At 66.2% G+C, this 18,958-nt stretch carries 20 protein-coding genes; 15 read left to right on the top strand and 5 right to left on the bottom strand.

Going from position 1 to position 18,958, the window contains the following annotated elements; translation table 11 throughout:
• The first annotated feature begins 393 nt into the window (after positions 1-393).
• The 15 genes from rplU (at position 394) to AUL28_RS01765 (ending at position 13,368) form a co-directional block, all read left to right on the top strand.
• Positions 394-705 carry a 50S ribosomal protein L21 gene (gene rplU / locus AUL28_RS01835; RefSeq protein WP_082640175.1) on the top strand — a complete coding sequence of 104 codons (312 nt, stop codon included), beginning with the start codon at positions 394-396 and terminating at the stop codon, positions 703-705.
• A 149-nt stretch (positions 706-854) separates the two neighbouring features.
• A complete protein-coding gene (gene rpmA, locus AUL28_RS01830; protein ID WP_058599489.1) occupies positions 855-1,124 on the top strand; it encodes a 50S ribosomal protein L27 in 270 nt (89 codons plus the stop codon).
• A 127-nt stretch (positions 1,125-1,251) separates the two neighbouring features.
• Entirely contained in the window at positions 1,252-1,830 is a 579-nt protein-coding gene (locus AUL28_RS01825; protein WP_058599488.1) for a GNAT family N-acetyltransferase, read from the top strand.
• Positions 1,788-2,393 carry a DUF3833 family protein gene (locus AUL28_RS01820; protein WP_156419855.1) on the top strand — a complete coding sequence of 202 codons (606 nt, stop codon included), beginning with the start codon at positions 1,788-1,790 and terminating at the stop codon, positions 2,391-2,393. The genes AUL28_RS01825 and AUL28_RS01820 overlap by 43 nt, the downstream gene beginning before the upstream one ends.
• A 107-nt stretch (positions 2,394-2,500) precedes the next feature.
• Positions 2,501-3,571 (top strand): GTPase ObgE, encoded by a 1,071-nt coding sequence (gene obgE, locus AUL28_RS01815; protein WP_058599486.1) that lies wholly within the window; start codon positions 2,501-2,503, stop codon positions 3,569-3,571.
• Positions 3,568-4,725 carry a glutamate 5-kinase gene (gene proB / locus AUL28_RS01810; protein ID WP_062220116.1) on the top strand — a complete coding sequence of 386 codons (1,158 nt, stop codon included), beginning with the start codon at positions 3,568-3,570 and terminating at the stop codon, positions 4,723-4,725. The genes obgE and proB overlap by 4 nt, the downstream gene beginning before the upstream one ends.
• A gap of 181 nt (positions 4,726-4,906) precedes the next feature.
• Positions 4,907-6,148 (top strand): glutamate-5-semialdehyde dehydrogenase, encoded by a 1,242-nt coding sequence (locus AUL28_RS01805; RefSeq protein WP_062230544.1) that lies wholly within the window; start codon positions 4,907-4,909, stop codon positions 6,146-6,148.
• A gap of 26 nt (positions 6,149-6,174) precedes the next feature.
• Positions 6,175-6,783, top strand: coding sequence for a nicotinate-nucleotide adenylyltransferase (locus AUL28_RS01800; RefSeq protein WP_374701401.1), 609 nt, complete (start codon positions 6,175-6,177; stop codon positions 6,781-6,783).
• A gap of 97 nt (positions 6,784-6,880) precedes the next feature.
• The gene (gene rsfS / locus AUL28_RS01795; RefSeq protein ID WP_374700757.1) at positions 6,881-7,276 is read left to right on the top strand and encodes a ribosome silencing factor; all 396 of its coding nucleotides are present in this window, start codon (positions 6,881-6,883) and stop codon (positions 7,274-7,276) included.
• 61 nt (positions 7,277-7,337) lie between these two features.
• Positions 7,338-7,820 (top strand): 23S rRNA (pseudouridine(1915)-N(3))-methyltransferase RlmH, encoded by a 483-nt coding sequence (gene rlmH, locus AUL28_RS01790; protein ID WP_062220114.1) that lies wholly within the window; start codon positions 7,338-7,340, stop codon positions 7,818-7,820.
• 166 nt (positions 7,821-7,986) lie between these two features.
• Positions 7,987-9,522 (top strand): murein hydrolase activator EnvC family protein, encoded by a 1,536-nt coding sequence (locus AUL28_RS01785; RefSeq protein ID WP_156419854.1) that lies wholly within the window; start codon positions 7,987-7,989, stop codon positions 9,520-9,522.
• Positions 9,512-10,882 carry a S41 family peptidase gene (locus AUL28_RS01780; protein WP_058599481.1) on the top strand — a complete coding sequence of 457 codons (1,371 nt, stop codon included), beginning with the start codon at positions 9,512-9,514 and terminating at the stop codon, positions 10,880-10,882. Before AUL28_RS01785 ends, AUL28_RS01780 begins: the two co-directional genes overlap by 11 nt.
• A gap of 143 nt (positions 10,883-11,025) precedes the next feature.
• Positions 11,026-12,198 carry a divergent polysaccharide deacetylase family protein gene (locus AUL28_RS01775; protein WP_062230456.1) on the top strand — a complete coding sequence of 391 codons (1,173 nt, stop codon included), beginning with the start codon at positions 11,026-11,028 and terminating at the stop codon, positions 12,196-12,198.
• Positions 12,199-12,334: 136 nt separating this feature from the next.
• Positions 12,335-12,850 carry an RNA pyrophosphohydrolase gene (locus AUL28_RS01770; protein WP_082640172.1) on the top strand — a complete coding sequence of 172 codons (516 nt, stop codon included), beginning with the start codon at positions 12,335-12,337 and terminating at the stop codon, positions 12,848-12,850.
• Positions 12,850-13,368 carry a GNAT family N-acetyltransferase gene (locus AUL28_RS01765; RefSeq protein WP_058636690.1) on the top strand — a complete coding sequence of 173 codons (519 nt, stop codon included), beginning with the start codon at positions 12,850-12,852 and terminating at the stop codon, positions 13,366-13,368. The genes AUL28_RS01770 and AUL28_RS01765 overlap by 1 nt, the downstream gene beginning before the upstream one ends.
• 216 nt (positions 13,369-13,584) lie before the next feature.
• Here the strand turns inward: AUL28_RS01765 and AUL28_RS01760 are convergent, their stop codons facing one another.
• The 5 genes from AUL28_RS01760 to AUL28_RS01740 all read right to left on the bottom strand — a co-directional run bounded on the left by AUL28_RS01760 (position 13,585) and on the right by AUL28_RS01740 (position 18,788).
• The gene (locus tag AUL28_RS01760; protein WP_062230454.1) at positions 13,585-13,986 is read right to left on the bottom strand and encodes a F0F1 ATP synthase subunit epsilon; all 402 of its coding nucleotides are present in this window, start codon (positions 13,984-13,986) and stop codon (positions 13,585-13,587) included.
• A gap of 208 nt (positions 13,987-14,194) precedes the next feature.
• On the bottom strand, positions 14,195-15,646 hold the full coding sequence (gene atpD, locus AUL28_RS01755; protein ID WP_058636687.1) for a F0F1 ATP synthase subunit beta: 1,452 nt from the start codon (positions 15,644-15,646) through the stop codon (positions 14,195-14,197).
• A 108-nt stretch (positions 15,647-15,754) separates the two neighbouring features.
• Positions 15,755-16,642, bottom strand: coding sequence for a F0F1 ATP synthase subunit gamma (locus AUL28_RS01750; RefSeq protein ID WP_058599477.1), 888 nt, complete (start codon positions 16,640-16,642; stop codon positions 15,755-15,757).
• A gap of 56 nt (positions 16,643-16,698) precedes the next feature.
• On the bottom strand, positions 16,699-18,228 hold the full coding sequence (atpA, locus tag AUL28_RS01745; RefSeq protein WP_058599476.1) for a F0F1 ATP synthase subunit alpha: 1,530 nt from the start codon (positions 18,226-18,228) through the stop codon (positions 16,699-16,701).
• Positions 18,228-18,788: a F0F1 ATP synthase subunit delta gene (locus tag AUL28_RS01740; RefSeq protein ID WP_062230453.1), complete on the bottom strand. Its 561-nt coding sequence runs from the start codon at positions 18,786-18,788 to the stop codon at positions 18,228-18,230. Before AUL28_RS01740 ends, atpA begins: the two co-directional genes overlap by 1 nt.
• Positions 18,789-18,958: the final 170 nt, after the last annotated feature.

Raw genomic sequence — 18,958 nt, 5'->3', positions numbered from 1 at the left:
GGAGCTGGGGCGAAAGCGCCACTTTTTTGAGGGAAGTCCCCCGTTCGGCCGCATCTTGAGCACATGGGAGATGGCGCAAAACGCCATGCGAACCCACTTGGATGTGGTTCTCAGGTGGCGCGGCATCTTCGAAGCGGGCACCAAGAGCTCTCTTGCAAGGGTGTTCGCGTTTTTGCGACGCAATCGGTCCTACCCGATGATTCTCGCCGCCGCCGCACGCTGCGACAGACAGACCGCGCCTCGAAGCGATGCGTAACCTTGACGCAGAGCCGCAGGACGGTTAAGGCACACGCGTCTCAAGGTGCGCCCCTATCGCGCCCGGGGGCATCCCAAGAACCAAAAGAAGACGGTCGGGCGCTTCGAAGCGCCGAGAGCCGGACCGAAAGGTTGACCATGTTTGCAGTGATCAAGACCGGTGGCAAGCAGTACCGCGTTGCCGCCAACGACGAATTCGAGATCGAGCGTCTGCCGGGCAATGCCGGCGACACCATCTCCTTCACCGAAGTTCTGATGATCGACACCACGATCGGCGCGCCCTTCGTGGCCGGCGCCAGCGTGACCGCCCAGATCGTCGAGCAGACGCGCGGCCCGAAGGTCATCTCCTTTAAGAAGCGCCGTCGCCAGAACTCCAAGCGCACGCGCGGCCACCGTCAGGATCTGACCCTGGTGCGCATCTCCGAGATCCTCACCGGCGCGGCCTCGTAAGTCGAGGCTCGATCCCCGGCGCTGCCGCTGCGGCCCTTTGAGGGCTTGCGCCGACGGCTCCGAACGACAAGATGTGAACCCAACGCGGCGCGTTGCGTGATCGCTTCCAGCGGTCCCCCGTCGCGGCAGACGAATTCAGGAGACTTCCCATGGCACACAAAAAGGCTGGCGGTTCTTCCCGCAACGGTCGCGATTCCGAGTCCAAGCGCCTTGGCGTGAAGAAGTTCGGCGGCGAGAACGTCGTTTCGGGCAACATTCTCGTGCGTCAGCGCGGCACGCGCTGGCATCCGGGCACCAATGTCGGCATCGGCCGCGACCACACGCTCTTCGCCACCAGCAATGGCACCGTCGTTTTCCAGGCGAAGGCCCAGGGCCGAACCTACGTGTCCGTCATGCCGAAAGCAGAAGCCGCCGAGTGACCGGTTGCTTCAGAGCGCCGGCGTCCCAACGACCCGGCCTCTGACCCGCTCCGACGGGACAGGATGCGAAACGGGGAGATGGGGTGCCATCTCCCCGTTTTCCGTTTCCACCCGAAGGGCCGGTCCCATGATGTCATCGGAGATTCCACCCGAGGAAGACGAAAGTCGACTCGAGACGCTGCGGCTCGTCCTGCGCCTGGCGCGCATGGCCGACGCGCCCGCCATCGCGCGTCATGCCAACGACCGGCAGATTGCGGAGATGACCTCTCGCATTCCCCATCCCTACAGCCTCGGCCATGCCGAGAGCTTCCTGGCTTCGGTGGACGGCGAGCTGATCTTTGCGATCACCACGCGAGACGAGGGCGAGTTTCTGGGACTCTGCAGCCTGCAGGCGACGGAGCGCGAGAACACGGCCGAACTCGGCTATTGGATCGGCCGTTCCTTCTGGGGCAAGGGCTACGCGACCGAGGCCGCACAGGCCATGATCGATTATGCCTTTCGCGCTTTGGAGCTGACGACGGTGGAAGTGCGCTGCCGCGTGATCAATGGGGCCTCGCGCCGGGTGATCCAGAAATGCGGCTTCGGCTATCGCGGCACGGGCTTGTCCACCTCGCTGGTGGCGGGGCGCGTCGCCAGCGAAACCTATGCGATGGACCGGCGGACATGGGAATCCCTGAAGGCCTGGGGCGGGCGCGGCTGGTGCTGACCTTGGCAAGAAGCCTGCCAACGCTGGCCCTTATTGCGGCCATGGGTTTCGTAGGGCCAGCCCGCGCGGACAGTCTGTTCGATCTGGCGAGCTTCTTTGCAGGGCAAAGCGTCAGCGCCGGCGAGGTGCGCACGCTCCTCGTTTCGCGCGAAGCCTTCACGGCGCGCTTTACCGGGCGGACGTCGGGCCAGACGCTTCGTCTCGACGAGCGGTTTCGCTTTCCCGATGGCGAGCGGCTGCAACGCTGGGTGCTGCGGTTCGACGGGCCTCTGATCCGGGGCACGGTCGAAACGGAAGGCTCGGACGGCGCGCTCCATGCGCCCGTGCCGGTGGAGGGCGAGCGCGATGATGCCCATATCGTGCTTCGCTACACAGGCTTCGCGCCGGGCGGCGGTTCGCTGAAACTGCGGTTTCGGCACGAGATCCGACCGAACGGCGACGGAACGCTGAGCAATGACGTGACGGTGCGTCTTCTCGGCTTGCCGCTGGCGCATTCCGACGTCACCTTCGCCAAGACGCAAGGCGATCTCGCGCGCCATCTTGCCAGAGAGCGGCGTCCATAGGATCACTCCCGCTGACGGCGGGCCAACGAGACCCATCGAGCGGACGACCCCGTTCGACCCTATTCGATCCGGCCGATGGCCGGCAGCAGGACCCGAAAGACGAAGCGATGAAATTTCTGGACCGAGTCAAAGTCTATGTGCGCTCGGGCGACGGCGGTGCCGGCGCCGTGTCCTTCCGCCGCGAGAAGTTCATCGAGTTCGGCGGGCCGGATGGCGGCGATGGCGGGCGCGGCGGCGATGTCTTCATCGAGGCCGTTTCGGGCCTCAACACGCTGATCGACTATCGCTACCAGCAGCATTTCCGGGCCAAGACCGGAATGCACGGCATGGGCCGCAACCGCACGGGCGCCAAGGGCGACGACGTGACGCTGAAGGTGCCCGTGGGCACGCAGGTCTATGCCGAGGACGAGGAGTCGCTGCTCGCCGACCTCACCGAGATCGGCCAGAAGGTGCGCATCGCTGCCGGCGGCAATGGCGGCTTCGGCAACTGGCAGTTCAAGTCCTCGGTCAATCAGGCGCCCTACCGCGCCAATCCGGGGCTAGAGGGCGAGGAACTCACGCTCTGGTTCCAGCTCAAGCTGATCGCCGATGCCGGCTTGGTCGGCCTGCCCAATGCCGGCAAGTCCACCTTCCTCGCCAGTTGCACCGCCGCGCGGCCGAAGATCGCCGATTATCCGTTCACGACGCTCTATCCCAATCTGGGTGTCGCGACGGTCGATGGGCATGAATTCGTGATCGCCGACATTCCCGGCCTGATCGAGGGCGCGCATGAGGGCGTGGGCATCGGCGACCGGTTCCTGGGCCATGTCGAGCGCACCCGCGTCCTTCTCCATCTGGTGTCGGCCGTCGAAGAAGACGTCGCCAAGGCCTACGAGACCGTTCGCCGCGAGCTGGAGCTTTACGACCCCGGGCTGATCGAAAAGCCGGAGATCGTCGCGCTGAGCCAAGTGGACACGGTGGACGACGAAACGCGCCGCGACAAGCTGGAGCAGCTGGAAGCCGTGGCCGGCGTCAAGCCCATCGTGCTTTCGGCCGTGACACGCCACGGAATGCCCGAGGCGCTGCGTCGCCTGCGACGCGAGATCGCCGATTTCGACGGCGAGGCGGCGGAGGATCAGGCCAAGGACGACCGCCGCCGCTTCGGCGCCACCCTGTCCGACGAGGACTGGCGGGGATGAGCGACGCGCTGCAAGGTTACGGCCGCATCGTCGTCAAGATCGGCTCGGCCCTTCTGGTGGATCGCGAGCGGGGGCTGAAGCTCGACTGGCTGCGCTCGCTGACCGACGACGTGGCGGCGCTTGCCCGCGAAGGGCGCGAGGTGCTGCTGGTATCGTCGGGCGCGATCGCGCTTGGCCGCGCCATCATGAAGCTGCCGCCCGGCGCCTTGAAGCTCGAAGAAGCGCAGGCGGCCGCCGCCGTCGGGCAGATCGCCCTGGCGCGCGCCTATAGCGAAGCGCTCGGCCGCCATGCGCTGGAAGCCGGCCAGATTCTGTTGACGCTGCGCGACACCGAGGAGCGCCGGCCCTACTTGAACGCGCGCGCCACGATCGGCACGCTGCTTCAGTTCGGCGCGGTTCCCGTGATCAACGAGAACGACACGGTGGCCACCGCCGAAATTCGCTATGGCGACAATGACCGCCTCGCCGCGCGCGTGGCGACCATGATGTCGGCCGACCTTCTGATTCTTCTGTCCGACATCGACGGGCTCTACACCGCCCCCCCGGCGCAGGATCCGAACGCCCGGCACATTTCCGTGGTGGAGAGCATCACGCCGCAGATCGAGGCGATGGCGGGGGGTGCCGCCTCCATTTTCTCGCGCGGCGGCATGAAGACCAAGATCGACGCCGGCAAGATCGCGACCCATGCCGGCACGGCCATGATCATTACGCTCGGCAATCGCGAGAACCCGCTCGACGCGATCCGCCGGGGCGAGCGCCAGACGCTGTTTCGCGCCGGCACCGACCCCGTGCGCTCGCGCAAGCGCTGGATCGCCGGCCATCTGAACGCGACGGGTCGCCTGACGGTGGATGCGGGCGCGGTGCGCGCGCTCCAGGCCGGCAAGAGCCTGCTGCCGGCGGGCGTCAAGCGGGTGGACGGCGAGTTCCGGCGCGGCGATACGATCCTGGTGCTCGACGAAGCCGGCGCGGAAGTCGCGCGCGGGCTCGTCGCCTATGATTCGGGCGATGCGCGGCTGATCGCCGGCCTGCGCTCGTCCGAGGTCGAAGAGCGGCTGGGCGAGATTTCCCGCACGGCGATGATCCACCGCGACGACCTCGTGATGGGCCGCACGGGCCAGGACGAAACCGTGGAGGGAAGCGACCATGCTGGATAAGAACCGGGGACAGAACCATTCGGCGAAGGGCGACCGAGGGATTGTTTCTGCCGGCGAGACGCCGGGCGCAGGCCATGCAGCGCATGGACGAGCACCGGCAACGATGTCCGGCGGGAACGAGACCCGGTCGATCGACCCGAAGGGTTCTGTCCCCGGTTCTGAGACCGATGTCGCCGCGCTGATGCAGGACATGGGCGCGCGGGCGCGCAGCGCCGTGCGCGTTCTGGCGCTGGCCCCGTCCGAGCAGAAGAGCGCCGCCCTCCTCGCCATGGCCGAGGCCGTGGAGCGCGCGAGCGCCGAAATCATCGAGGCCAACGCGACTGACCTTGCCAAGGCGGAGGAGGCCGGCATGGCCGCCTCGTTCCGCGATCGGCTGCGGCTGGACGAGGGGCGCATCCGCGCCATCGCCGGCAGCCTTCGCGAGATCGCCGCCCTCTCCGATCCGGTCGGCTCCACTGTGTCCGAATGGACCCGGCCGAACGGGCTGGTGATCCGGCGCGTGCGCACGCCCATAGGCACGATCGGCGTCATCTATGAAAGCCGGCCCAATGTGACGGCGGATGCCGGCGCGCTCTGCCTCAAGGCCGGCAATGCCGTGATCCTGCGCGGCGGCTCGGATTCGGCGGCGTCCTCCGGGGCGATCCACCGCGCGCTTCAGGCCGGGCTCGAACAGGCGGGTCTGCCGGCGGACGCGATCCAGCTCGTGCCGGTCACGGACCGCGCGGCGGTGGGCGAAATGCTGAAGGGTCTGAACGGGGCGATCGACGTGATCGTGCCGCGCGGCGGGCGCTCCCTCGTGGAGCGCGTGCAATCGGAAGCGCGCGTGCCGGTCTTCGCCCATCTCGAAGGGCTCTGCCATCTCTATATCGACCGCGCGGCGGACCTTGCCATGGCGAAGGGCATCGCCGTCAACGCCAAGATGCGGCGCACCGGCATCTGCGGCGCGGCCGAGACGCTGCTGGTGGACGAGGCGGTCGCGACAACCCATCTCGTGCCGATCCTCGACGCGCTGCGCGAGGCCGGCTGCGAAGTGCGGGGCACGCAGGAAGTGCGCCGGCTCGACCCGAACGCGCTGCCGGCGAGCGATGAAGATTTCCGCACCGAATATCTCGACGCGATCATCTCCGTCGCGCTGGTCGACGGCGTGGACGGGGCGATCGAGCATATCGCGCGCTATTCCTCGCACCACACGGAAGCGATCGTGAGCGAGGATGCCGAGGCCGTGGAGCGGTTCTTCCGCTCGGTGGATTCGGCCATTCTTCTGCACAATGCCTCGACCCAGTTCGCCGATGGCGGCGAGTTCGGCTTCGGCGGCGAAATCGGCATCGCGACCGGCAAGATGCACGCGCGCGGCCCGGTCGGCGTCGAGCAGCTGACGACCTTCAACTATCGCGTTTCCGGCTCGGGCCAGCTTCGTCCGTGAGTTCGCAACGGTTCGGAACGGAGGGGCTGACCAAGGCCGAGCTGTCCATCCCCCCCGTCGTGCCGGGCCTTCGCATCGGGCTCTTCGGCGGTTCGTTCAACCCGGCGCATGAGGGCCATCTCCTTGTCGCCGAAACAGCGCTGCGACGGCTCGAACTCGACCGCATCTGGTGGATGGTCTCGCCCGGCAATCCGCTGAAGGACCATCGCAACCTGCGCCCTCTGCCGGAGCGTATCGAACAGTCCCGCGCCTTGGCGGAAGATCCGCGCATCGTGGTCACCGCCTTCGAGGCGGCGCACCAGATCCGCTACAGCGCCGATACGGTTCGTCTCGTGAAGCGTCGCTGCACGGGGGCGCGCTTCGTCTGGGTCATGGGAGCGGACAGTCTGGCCGGCTTCCACCGCTGGCAGGACTGGCGCGCCATCGCGAGCGCCATGCCGATCGCGGTGGTGGATCGGCCGGGCTCGACGCTGGCCCCGCTTTCGTCCCGCGCGGGGCGGGCGCTATCGCGTTATCGACTGCCCGAAGGGGAAGCCCAGCGCCTCGCCTTCAAACCGCCGCCGGCCTGGGTGTTCCTGCACGGACCCCGCTCCCGGCTTTCGTCCACGCTTCTGCGCGCAAGTGCTTCGTCTTGAAAGAGACAGCATTCCTTGCCATTTTTAATGCGATCCGTGGGGTTTCACCCCCGATCGCGACCCTCAAAGGAGAAATTCGCTGACTTCTGCCGCTGAACTGAAGGACGGTCTTGCCGCTCCTTCCGACGTCACCGCCGCCGACACGTCCACGGCCCGGTCCGTCCTCGACGTCGTGACCGCGAGCCTTGACGATTCCAAGGCCGAAGACGTGGTTGCGATCAACCTTGCGGGCCGCTCCGCGCTGGCCGACCATATGGTCATCGCCTCCGGCCGCTCGCACCGCCACGTTTCCGCCGTCGCAGACCATCTCCTACGCGATCTGAAGGAAGGCGGCTTCGGCCAGGCCAAGGTCGAAGGCATCGAGAACGGCGATTGGGTTCTGATCGATACGGGCGACATCATCGTCCATATCTTCCGCCCCGAAGTGCGCAGCTTCTACAATATCGAGAAGATGTGGAGCGTGGCCGAAGGCAGCGAGTCGAAGCTGCATTGAGCCGACGCCGCTTCCCATGCGTTGCCGGGTGGCCTTGCCGCCCGGCCGTGAAGCCTGATCCATGCGCCTGACGCTGGCCGCCATCGGCAAGATGAAGGCCGGACCAGAGCAGGAACTAGCGGCACGCTATCTCGACCGCCTGCGCAAGGCCGGGCCGCCGCTGGGGCTCGACTTCGCGGGCGTCGTGGAGCTGCCCGAATCCCGCTTCTCAACCGTCATGGAGCGGAAGCGCGACGAAGCGTCGCGCCTGCAAGCCGCGCTGCCCGAGGGTTGCCGCTTCATCGTTCTCGACGAAACCGGAAAGACACCCTCGTCGGAAGACTTCGCGGCCGATCTCGCCACGATCCGCGACGAAGGCCTGCGCGACCTGGCGCTGGTGATCGGCGGGCCGGACGGGCTGTCGGACGAGATGCGCAAGAGCGCCCTGCGGGTGCTCGCCTTCGGTCGCCTGACCTTCCCGCATCAGATCGTGCGCATTCTCCTGGCCGAGCAACTTTACCGCGCGGCGACCATCCTGGCGGGCCACCCCTATCATCGCTCGTAAGCGATCGTCATTCTCGGCTGGATCGCAAAGGGATGCTGGCGCGCCCGCATGGTTGATGGAATGTTAAGCTTCCCCGTCTAGCGTTCAACACTCGCATGGGGATGCCAAAGGCGGATTGCGTTTGAAGCGCGAACTTTCGAAGCGCGAACATTCGAAGCGCGAACAGATGAGACCGAGAGGAAGCGCGCATCGCTTCGTCCGCGAGCAGGCCTCCGGCTTGGCTCTGGTCGCGCTCCTGTCGCTCGCGTCGGCCCAGCCCGCCCTGTCGCGGGACGACCGAGACCTCGACCCAGCCCCCGTCGGCTCGATCGTCCTGTCGCGCGCCGCCGACGGCGAGATCGCGGCCACCACGGAAGCCAGCCCGAACCGCTCGCGCGCCGAGGCGCTCGCCGCCGAGCGGGCGCGCACCGAAGCCGATCTCAAGCGCATCAGCGCGGAAATCTCGCTGTCCAAGGAAGCTGCCCAGCGGATCGACCGCGAGGTCGCCGCCATCAAGGCCGATCGCGAACGCATTCGGTCCGCCCTGATCGAGTCGGCCGCCGAGCAAAAGCGCCTGTCGGGCGAGTTGACCAAGAGCGAGGACCGCATCGCGGGTCTGGGCCAGGAGGAAGGCCGCATCAAGCTGTCGCTGCGCGAGCGGCGCGGCGTTCTCGCCGAGGTTCTGGCCGCGCTCCAGCGCATGGGCCGCAAGCCGCCGCCCGCCCTTCTCGTGCGGCCCGACGATGCCTTGGGCTCGGTGCGCAGCGCCATTCTCCTGGGGGCCGTCGTGCCCGAGATCCGCGCGCAGACCGAGGCGCTGAAGACGGATCTGGAGCGGCTGGTGGCCGTTCGCGCGCAGCTCTCCGACGAAAAGACACGCTTTGCCGATGCGCTCGCCAAGAGCCGCGAAGAGGAAGAGCGCCTGTCTCGCCTGATGGACGAGAAGCAGAAGCTCGAAGCCGAAGGCCGAGGCCGGATCGGCGAGGAAACGCGTCGCGCCGCCGAACTCGGCGCGCAGGCCACCAGCCTGCAGGAACTCGTCGCCTCGCTGGAGCAGGAAACGCAGCGCGCCAAAGAGGTGGAAGAGCGCGAGCGGCTGGCCGCCGAACTCGCGCGCCGCGCGGCGGACGAAGCGCGCCGCCAAGCCGAGGATAAGGCCAAGGCTTCCGGGCAGCCGCCCCCCAGCGAAGACGCGAGCCCCACCGCCCCGGCCCGCAAAGCCTACGACATCGCCGAGCTCAGGCGCAAAATGACGCGGCTTGCGCCCACTGCCGCATTTTCGACAATGAAATCGCGCCTCGTCAAACCGGTCGCGGGCCGGGAAACGGGTCGGTTCGGGCAGGATGATGGAACCGGGCGTCTGGCTTTGGGCGACACTTTCGCGGCGCGTGTCGGCGACGTGGTGACCGCTCCTGCCGATGCCACGGTTCTTTACTCGGCTCCATTCCGTTCCTATGGCCAGCTCTTGATCCTCGACGCGGGCGACGGCTATCATATCGTTCTGGCCGGCATGGGCCGTATCGACGTGGCGGTCGGGCAGTCCGTGCTTGCGGGCGAGCCGCTGGCTACCATGGGCGCGATGCGGGTGGCGAGCGCCGCGAAAACGGACATGTCGAGTGCCGAACCCTCGCTCTACGTGGAATTTCGCAAGGACGGGAAACCGGTCGATCCGAATCCCTGGTGGACGGATGGATCATCTGGAAGGACGAGGAATGATACGTAAGCTCTCCATTCTCTTCGCGGGAGCGCTTCTGGGTGCCACCGCCATGACCGCGTTCGTCGGCCCGCATAGCGGCGTCGCCAATGCGGCGGGTTCGGACACCTATCGCCAGCTGGCGATCTTCGGTGACGTGTTCGAGCGCGTGCGCGCGCAATATGTCGATGTGCCGGACGATCAGAAGCTGATCGAGACCGCCATCAACGGGATGCTCACCTCGCTCGACCCCCATTCCAGCTACATGAACGCCAAGGAAGCGGCGGACATGCGCACGGAAACGCGCGGCGAGTTCGGCGGCCTCGGCATCGAGGTCACGATGGAGAACGAGCTGGTGAAGGTCATCTCGCCCTTCGAAGGCACACCGGCCGACAAGGCGGGCGTCCTGGCCGGCGATCTGATCGCCGAGATCAACGGCGAGCAGGTGCGCGGCCTCAACCTCGCGCAGGCCGTCGAGAAGATGAAGGGCGAGATCGGCACCAAGGTCGAGCTCACCATCGTTCGCGAAGGCGCGGCCCAGCCCGTGCGCCTGACGCTGGAGCGCGCCGAGATCAAGGTTCCCTCCGTGCGCCACACGGTCGAGAACGATGTCGGTTATATCAAGCTCCTGCGCTTCAACGAGCAGACCACGACCGGCCTCGAAGAATCGATCAAGGACATCAAGGCCAAGATCCCGGCCGACAAGCTCAAGGGCTATGTGCTCGACCTCCGGCGCAATCCCGGCGGTCTTCTGGACGAAGCCGTCAGCGTGTCCGACGCCTTCCTCAACAGCGGCGAGATCGTCTCGACGCGCGGCCGCAACGCCGAGGAAACGCGCCGCTACAACGCCCGTCCGGGCGACGATATCGACGGCAAGCCGCTGATCGTGCTCGTCAACGGCGGCTCGGCCTCGGCCTCGGAAATCGTCGCCGGCGCCTTGCAGGATCAGCGCCGCGCCACGGTGCTCGGCACGCGGTCCTTCGGCAAGGGCTCGGTCCAGACCATCATTCCGCTGGGTGCCAACGGCGCGCTGCGTCTGACGACCGCGCTCTACTACACGCCGTCGGGCTCCTCCATTCAGGGTCGCGGCATCCGCCCGGACATCGTGGTGGAACAGCCCTTGCCCGAGGAAATCAAGGCGCAGATGGGCCTTGGCGCGGACGAAGACCTGAAGATGGGCGAGTCGTCGCTGCGCGGCCATATCCAGGGCAAGGAAGAGGACAAGGAAGGCTCCGGCTCGCTCGATTACGTGCCGCCGGACGCCAAGGACGACATCCAGCTTCAGACCGCGCTGGAACTCCTGCGCGGCTCCAAGACGGACCCGGCCTTCCCGCCCAAGCAGGACTCGGCCGCCGTGCCGAAGCAGAACGCGGCCGCCGTCGCGAACTGAGCCAAGCTCCAACAGCGATCGAAAGGCCTCAGCGTCCGCGCCGGGGCCTTTTTCGTTGGTATCGATCTTGGTAACGCACGCGGCCTGCCACGATACCCGAGCGCCTGAAAGCTCCAATCCAGCCTGAGATCCTAGAAGAGCTTATGCGCGAAGAGCTGTATCGCCCTTTGGGGCTGGACCGGACGGTGACCAAGGATGCGTCGTTGGCGCGGCGTATCCGTTCGCGCGTGCTTTTGGGCCTGTCCGGCGCGGCGCTTCTCGGCGGCTCCCTCGCCAGCGTGCTTCTCCAACCCGATTTCGCTCCGCCCCCCGCGCCCGCCCCTCTGGCGATCGTCGCGAAAGTGGAAGCGCCCGCTGCCCCCAAAGGTCCGACGATCGTTCGTCCCAGTGAAGGCGGCGGCGTGACGATCGCCGACGGCGACGGCGTCATCCGCCAGAGCGAGGGGCTGGATAGTGTGCAGACCGGCTCGGTGCGCGTTCTCGAACCGGGATCGCTGCGCCAGTCGCCGTCCTTCGCCCATCTGCCCGAAGACGCCCTGCTCGAAGGCAGCGCCTTCGGTCGCCTGCCCGTGCGGGCCGGTGACGGGCGCCGCCCACTCGATGTCTATGCCGGCGCACCCGCACGAGCAGGCGGCACGCGGGTAGCCATCGTCGTGGGCGGCCTCGGCATCAGCCAGACGGGTACGCAGAAGGCGGTCCAGAACCTGCCACCCGGCGTCACCCTCGCCTTCGCGGCGGCGGGCAACAGCCTCGATCGCTGGATGCAGGCGGCACGCCGCAACGGGCACGAGCTTCTTCTGCAAGCGCCGATGGAGCCCTTCGGCTATCCGCAGGTCTCGCCGGGCGATCACACGCAGACGGTGGCGAGCGCCGAGAGCGGCAATTTCGACGCGCTTCACTGGGCCATGGGTCGCCTCACCAATTACGTGGGCGTCATGAACTTCATGGGCGCGCGCTTCAATTCCGACCCGCGTGCGCTGGAGCCCTTCCTCGGCGAGCTGTCGCGGCGCGGGCTTCTCTATCTCGATGACGGCACGTCGCCGCGATCGGTCAGCCGCGATGTTGCGGTCGCTGGCAGCACGCCCTTCGCCTCGTCCGATCTGGTGCTGGACGAGGACCGCACGTCCGATGCTATCGCGCGCCAGCTCGACACGCTGGAGCGAATCGCTCGCGCCAAGGGCACGGCGATCGGCGTGGCCAGCGCGTTCGACACGACGATCGCCTCCATCGCGCGTTGGGCCAAGGAGGCCGAGGCGCGCGGGATCGAGATCGTGCCGATCTCAGCGCTCGCCTATGACCCCGAGGCGCGAGGCTGACGGCCGCTGGCGCCTCGCCGATGGCCGGATGGCCGGTGGGAAACAAGCCGGCCCGCCTTTGGAAACCATTAACCATCTCCCGATTCCTACCGCATTGCGGTAGCTTGGCGCACCCGTCTGATTCGAGAGGTGCTGCGTGACCGTCGATCCCGAAACTCTTCCCTACCGCCCCTGTGTGGGCGTCATGGTGCTGAACCGGGAGAACAAAATCTTCCTGGGCCGGCGCATCGCGGAACCCCAAGGCGAGATGGACGGGGCGTCGAAGCTGTGGCAGATGCCGCAGGGCGGAATCGATGAGGACGAGAACCCGCGCCTCGCCGCCGAGCGCGAACTGTTCGAGGAAACCGGCATCCGCTCCGTGTCGCTCCTGGCGCAGACTTCGGACTGGTTGACCTACGAATTGCCACAAGAACTCGTCGGCATCGCGCTGAAGGGTAAGTTCCGGGGCCAGAAGCAGATGTGGTTCGCCTTCCGCTTTCTCGGCGAGGACAGCGAAGTGCAGATCAACCCGCCCCCCGGTGGTCACACCGCCGAGTTCGATGAGTGGGGTTGGAAGACGATGGACGAGGCGCTGGACCTCGTCGTGCCGTTCAAGCGCGGGGTCTATGAGGCCATGATCGCCGAGTTCCGACACCTCGAAAGCGCCGAGTGATGGCTTTCTCCTCGCAAGGCCCCGTCGTTTACCGCGACATGCAGGACGGGGAATTGGCCGCGATCGAAACGATCCATGCCAGCGCCTTCGGACGCGACGAGGAAGCGCGTCTGCCTCAGGCCATCATCAATGACGGGCACGAGATTCTCTCCGTCGTCGCCGCCAAGGGAGATTATCTCGTCGCCCATGCGCTGTTTTCGGCGCTGCGCGGCGCGGATCGCGCACTGGCCCTCGGCCCCGTGGCGGTGGTGCCCGATCAGCAGGGTTCGGGCATTGGCAGCCATCTGATTCGCTACGGACTTAGCCGCGCTCGCGAAGCGGGCTGGCGCTCCGTCTTCGTGCTCGGCGACCCGGCCTTCTATGGCCGCCTTGGCTTCGAAGCGCGGCTGGCGCGGGGCGCGGCCGTGCCTTGGGCTGGACCGCACTTCCAAGCTCTCGAACTCGTGCCTCAGGCCCTCGATGGCTGGAGCGGCATCCTGCGCTATCCGAGCGCCTTCGGCGGCGAGGACATTATCTGAGATCCAGATACGGCGTTGGCAACGCGCCAGCGCCGTTCCGCGCGACAGTCGACGCGAGCGCTGGCGATTCCCGCGTTTGACGCCCGCTTGCCTACGCTCGAGACGAGGCTTCCAGCACAGACCGACACCAGACACGTCGAAGGTTATTTAGGGGTCCTGAACGACAAAAGCCCAGCCGAAAGGCTGGGCTTTTTCAGGAGTCCGACAGTGAGCTTCTCAGAGCTCGACGCGCGCGTTGCGCAGGTCAGCCAAACGCTGCTCCGTGCGGGCGCGGGCATCGTCATTGTCGGCAACGGTCGACAGAGTGGTCTCGAGTTCGCTGATCTGACGATCGAACTCGCCCGACTTCATCTCCTCGGCGGGGGTCGCGTGCTCGGCCAGAAGCGTGAAGCTGTCCGGGCCGATGTCGGCGAAGCCACCCTGCACGTAGATGCGCTTGGTGCCGCCCGAGGCCAGCTGCGCGTCCACCATGCCGGGCTTCAGCGTCGTCATCAGCGGCGCGTGGCCGGCCATGATGGTGAAATAGCCTTCAACGCCGGGCGCGCGAACCGACGTGACCTGCTCCGACAGGAGCAGACGCTCGGGGGACACCAGTTCGAATTTGAAACCGCTAGCCACGATGGTCCTGCCTTCCACGCTCCCGCAGAGGGGGCAACTGGGTGGCGCCGACCCGAACGAAGGCGCCGTCTATCCGATAAGTGGTTCGCGCCACCACATGGACGCGAAGCTCAAAGCCATGCCGTTGAAACGGCTCTGCTTCGATTGGAAGCGGCGGACCCAAATCCGCCGCGCCTTGGCATCACATGCAGCCAGAGCCGATCTGGGCTCAGGCCTGGGCGGCGAGCTTCTGGGCCTTCTCGATCGCCTGATCGATGGAGCCGACCATGTAGAAGGCGGCTTCCGGAAGGTGGTCGTATTCGCCTTCCACGAGGCCCTTGAACGAGCGGATCGTGTCTTCCAGCGGAACCAGCTGGCCCGGCGAGCCGGTGAAGACTTCAGCGACGAAGAAGGGCTGCGACAGGAAGCGCTCGATCTTGCGGGCGCGCGCCACCGTCAGCTTGTCCTCTTCGGACAGTTCGTCCATGCCGAGAATGGCGATGATGTCCTGCAATGACTTGTACTTCTGCAGGATCTGCTGGACCTTACGAGCCGTGTCGTAATGGACCTCACCGATGATCATCGGCGAAAGCATACGCGACGTGGAGTCCAGCGGGTCCACCGCCGGGTAGATGCCCTTTTCGGAGATGGCGCGGTTGAGAACCGTCGTCGCGTCCAAGTGGGCGAAGGAGGTGGCCGGTGCCGGGTCGGTCAAGTCGTCGGCCGGCACGTAGATGGCCTGCACCGAGGTGATCGAACCCTTGGTGGTCGTGGTGATGCGCTCCTGCATGGCGCCCATGTCGGTCGCCAGGGTCGGCTGATAGCCCACCGCCGAAGGAATACGGCCGAGAAGCGCCGACACTTCCGAACCCGCCTGGGTGAAGCGGAAAATGTTGTCGACGAAGAAGAGCACGTCCTGGCCCTGGTCGCGGAAGTTTTCCGCGATGGTGAGGCCGGTCAGTGCGACGCGGGCGCGCGCGCCAGGAGGCTCGTTCATCTGGCCGTAAACGAGGGCCGCCTTGGAGCCGGCGGTAGAGCCGCCGTTCTCATGCGGGTCCTTGTTCACGCCGGACTCGATCATCTCGTGATAGAGATCGTTGCCCTCGCGGGTGCGCTCGCCGACGCCGGCGAACACGGAGTAACCGCCATGCGCCTTCGCGACGTTGTTGATCAGTTCCTGAATGAGAACCGTCTTGCCGACGCCGGCGCCGCCGAACAGGCCGATCTTACCACCGCGCGCGTAGGGGGCGAGCAGGTCGATGACCTTGATGCCCGTCACGAGGATCTGCGACTCGGGATTCTGCTCGACATAGGGAGGAGCCGGCTGGTGGATGCCGCGCTTCTGCGTGTATTCGATCGGGCCGACTTCGTCGATCGGCTCTCCGATGACGTTCATGATGCGGCCGAGCGTGCCGTCGCCGACCGGAACCTGGATCGGGCCGCCGGTGTCGGTTACAGGCTGGCCGCGCACCAGACCTTCGGTCAGGTCCATGGCGATGGTGCGGACGGTGTTCTCGCCCAGATGCTGCGCGACTTCGAGGACGAGGCGGTTGCCGTTATTGTCCGTCTCGAGCGCGTTCAGGATTTCCGGCAGATTGCCGTCGAACTCGACGTCGACGACGGCGCCGATGACCTGGGCAACCCGGCCCATCGAGCCGTTCCGATCCAATGTGTCAGCCATCACGGCCTCCTCTCGAATTTGGGTGTCGGCGCGTCCGGCGTCTTCGCCTCCCGCGTCCGTCGTCTGATGAGATTGGTCGGCTCCGCCAGCGGAACCGACCGAAATCGATTAAAGCGCCTCGGCGCCCGCGATGATCTCGATGAGTTCCGTCGTGATCTGCGCCTGGCGCTGACGGTTGTACGAGATCGAGAGCTTGTTGATCATGTCGCCGGCATTGCGCGTGGCGTTGTCCATCGCGCTCATACGCGCACCCTGTTCGGATGCCGCGTTCTCCAGAAGAGCGCGGAAGATCTGAACCTTGATGTTGCGCGGAATGAGATCGGCGAGGATCGCCTCGGGCTCCGGCTCGTACTCATAGAGCGCGCCGCCCTTGGCAGCCGGGGCCGCATCCTCGGCCGTCTCGACATCGGCGGGAATGATGCGCTGGGCGGTCGGGCGCTGCGTGATGACGTTCTCGAAGGCCGAGAAGAAGATCGTCGCGACGTCGAACTCGCCCTTGGCGAACATGTCCGAGACCATGTCGGCCACGGCCTCGGCCTCGGCGAAATTCGCCGTGCGATGGCCGCTATGGTCGAGACGCGCCACGATCTTCGAGCCGAAGTCACGGCGCATGATGTCCGTGCCCTTCTTGCCGACGGAGATGATCTTCACCACCTTGCCGGCCGCCTCGAGACGGCGAACATGCTCGCGCACCAGACGCACGATCTGGGCGTTGAAGCCGCCGCACAGGCCGCGATCGCTCGTGAAGACGACCAGCAGATGCGTGTCGTCCTTGCCGGTGCCGGCCATCAGCGGCGAGACGTTCTCGCCGCCTTCCATCGCGCCCGCGATGTTGCGCATCACCGACGCGATCCGCTCGGAATAGGGACGCGCCGCCTCGGCCGCATCCTGGGCGCGGCGGAGCTTGGCCGCCGCGACCATCTGCATGGCCTTGGTGATCTTCTGCGTCGCCTTCACCGAGGCGATGCGGTTTCTCAGATCCTTGAGCGAAGCCATGGGTCTGGTGCGTCTCCTATCCGGCTTTGGCCGATCTCAGGCGAGAATCCCTCGCCTCAGGCGAAGGACTTCGCGTACTGTTCCAGAGCGGCCTTGAGCTTGCCGCGCGTGTCGTCGGACAGCTGCTTCTCGGTCGCGATCGTGTCGAGGATCGACTTGTGCTCGGTGCGCAGCATCGAGAGGAGGCCCTCTTCGAAGCGACCGACATCCGTCACCTTGAGCTTGTCGAGGAAGCCCTGCGTGCCGGCAAAGATCACCGCGACCTGCTCTTCCGTCTTCAGCGGCGAGAATTGCGGCTGCTTCAGGAGTTCGGTCAGGCGCGCGCCACGGTTCAGAAGGCGCTGCGTCGCGGCATCGAGATCGGAGCCGAACTGCGCGAAGGCCGCCATTTCGCGATACTGGGCGAGTTCGCCCTTGATCGAGCCGGCCACCTGCTTCATCGCCTTGATCTGCGCGGCAGAGCCGACGCGCGACACGGACAGACCGACGTTCACCGCGGGGCGGATGCCCTGGTAGAACAGGTTGGTCTCAAGGAAGATCTGGCCGTCGGTGATCGAGATCACGTTGGTCGGAATATAGGCCGACACGTCGTTGGCCTGCGTTTCGATGACCGGGAGAGCGGTCAGCGAGCCTGCGCCCATGTCGTCGTTCAGCTTGGCCGCACGCTCCAGGAGGCGCGAGTGCAGGTAGAAGACGTCGCCCGGATAGGCTTCGCGGCCCGGCGGACGGCGCAGAAGCAGCGACATCTGACGGTAGGACACGGCCTGCTTGGACAGATCGTCATAGGCGATCACGGCATGCATGCCGTTGTCGCGGAAATACTCGCCCATGGCGCAGCCCGCGAAGGGCGCGATGTACTGCATCGGAGCCGGGTCCGAAGCGGTCGCAGCGACGACGATCGAATACTGCATGGCGCCGCGCTCTTCGAGCGTGCGGACGAACTGCGCCACGGTCGAGCGCTTCTGGCCGATCGCAACGTAGATGCAGTAGAGGCGGTCCTTCTCGTTGCCCGCGTCATGCGCCGGCTTCTGATTCAGGAACGTGTCGAGGAGAATGGCGGTCTTGCCGGTCTGACGATCGCCGATGACGAGCTCGCGCTGGCCACGGCCGATCGGGATCAGAGCGTCGATGGCCTTGAGGCCGGTCGACATGGGCTCGTGCACCGACTTGCGCGGGATGATGCCAGGGGCCTTCACGTCGACGCGACGACGCTCGAAACCATCGATCGGACCCTTGCCGTCGATCGGATTGCCGAGACCATCCACGACGCGGCCGAGCAGGCCCTTACCGACGGGAACGTCCACGATCGCGCCGGTGCGGCGAACGGTGTCGCCTTCCTTGATGTCGCGGTCGGAGCCGAAGATCACGACGCCGACATTGTCGGACTCGAGGTTCAGCGCCATGCCACGCACGCCGCCGGGGAACTCGACCATCTCGCCGGCCTGGCACTTGTCGAGGCCGTAGACACGAGCGATACCGTCACCGACGGACAGAACCGTACCGACCTCGGAGACTTCCGCCTCGCTGCCGAAGTTCTTGATCTGGTTCTTGAGGATTGCGGAAATTTCCGCGGCCCGGATGTCCATCAGCCGACCTCTTTCAGCGCAAGCTTAAGGGATGAGAGTTTGGTGCGAAGCGAGGTGTCGATCTGACGCGAACCGATGCGGACCACAAGGCCGCCAAGCAACGCGGGATCGACGCTTTCGCGCATCGTCACCGTCTTTTGGGTATAGGCACCGAGCGCGCTCGCCAGTTCGCGGCGCTGCTCGTCGTTCAGGGCGTGGGCGCTGACCACTTCGGCCTCGACCTCGCCGCGATGGGCGGCGGCCATCTGCCGGAAGCCCCGGACGATGGACGGGAGAGCGAAGAGGCGACGATTGCTCGCCACAACCTTCAGGAAATTTCCAACCAGTACGCTGGGTCCGACAGCGGCGACGATCGCGCCGATCGCGCGCAGCTGCTCATCCGAGGTGAAAGCCGGGCTTTCGACCAAACGGCGGAAGTCCGCACTCTCATCGATCAAAGACTGGAACTGAACCAGTTCCTGTTCGGTCGTCTCGAGCGAACCCTCGTCGCGCGCGAGCTCGAAGAGGGACTGGGCGTAGCGTTCTGCGACCCCGGAAACCGGGGAGGATGATGTGGCCACGGACGAGCGCTTCTCTTCACGTCTGGTTCGAGGCGCCTCGCGGGAAGAGCCGAGCGCGACACCTGGAAACGGGTCAAAAAAATGGCGACGGATGGGAACAAAGACCCCGCCGCGCCGGAATGAAGGTCGTCTAACACAGCGATCCGGGGACGACAATGGAGCTTTCGCGC

The sequence above is a fragment of the Aureimonas sp. N4 genome (genome assembly GCF_001463925.1).
In the GTDB taxonomy this organism is placed as follows: Bacteria; Pseudomonadota; Alphaproteobacteria; order Rhizobiales; family Rhizobiaceae; genus Aureimonas; species Aureimonas ureilytica_A.
The sequence above is the reverse complement of the archived record's forward strand: the minus strand, read 5'-3'. Positions and strand labels throughout refer to the sequence as shown.

Excerpts from the sequence above, each read along its gene's own strand:
- rplU (WP_082640175.1), top strand. The coding sequence starts at position 394 with ATGTTTGCAGTGATCAAGACCGGTGGCAAGCAGTACCGCGTTGCCGCC.
- rpmA (WP_058599489.1), top strand. The coding sequence starts at position 855 with ATGGCACACAAAAAGGCTGGCGGTTCTTCCCGCAACGGTCGCGATTCC.
- AUL28_RS01825 (WP_058599488.1), top strand. The coding sequence starts at position 1,252 with ATGATGTCATCGGAGATTCCACCCGAGGAAGACGAAAGTCGACTCGAG.
- AUL28_RS01820 (WP_156419855.1), top strand. The coding sequence starts at position 1,788 with ATGGGAATCCCTGAAGGCCTGGGGCGGGCGCGGCTGGTGCTGACCTTG.
- obgE (WP_058599486.1), top strand. The coding sequence starts at position 2,501 with ATGAAATTTCTGGACCGAGTCAAAGTCTATGTGCGCTCGGGCGACGGC.
- proB (WP_062220116.1), top strand. The coding sequence starts at position 3,568 with ATGAGCGACGCGCTGCAAGGTTACGGCCGCATCGTCGTCAAGATCGGC.
- AUL28_RS01805 (WP_062230544.1), top strand. The coding sequence starts at position 4,907 with ATGCAGGACATGGGCGCGCGGGCGCGCAGCGCCGTGCGCGTTCTGGCG.
- rlmH (WP_062220114.1), top strand. The coding sequence starts at position 7,338 with ATGCGCCTGACGCTGGCCGCCATCGGCAAGATGAAGGCCGGACCAGAG.
- AUL28_RS01785 (WP_156419854.1), top strand. The coding sequence starts at position 7,987 with ATGAGACCGAGAGGAAGCGCGCATCGCTTCGTCCGCGAGCAGGCCTCC.
- AUL28_RS01780 (WP_058599481.1), top strand. The coding sequence starts at position 9,512 with ATGATACGTAAGCTCTCCATTCTCTTCGCGGGAGCGCTTCTGGGTGCC.
- AUL28_RS01775 (WP_062230456.1), top strand. The coding sequence starts at position 11,026 with ATGCGCGAAGAGCTGTATCGCCCTTTGGGGCTGGACCGGACGGTGACC.
- AUL28_RS01765 (WP_058636690.1), top strand. The coding sequence starts at position 12,850 with ATGGCTTTCTCCTCGCAAGGCCCCGTCGTTTACCGCGACATGCAGGAC.
- atpD (WP_058636687.1), bottom strand. The coding sequence starts at position 15,646 with ATGGCTGACACATTGGATCGGAACGGCTCGATGGGCCGGGTTGCCCAG.
- AUL28_RS01750 (WP_058599477.1), bottom strand. The coding sequence starts at position 16,642 with ATGGCTTCGCTCAAGGATCTGAGAAACCGCATCGCCTCGGTGAAGGCG.
- atpA (WP_058599476.1), bottom strand. The coding sequence starts at position 18,228 with ATGGACATCCGGGCCGCGGAAATTTCCGCAATCCTCAAGAACCAGATC.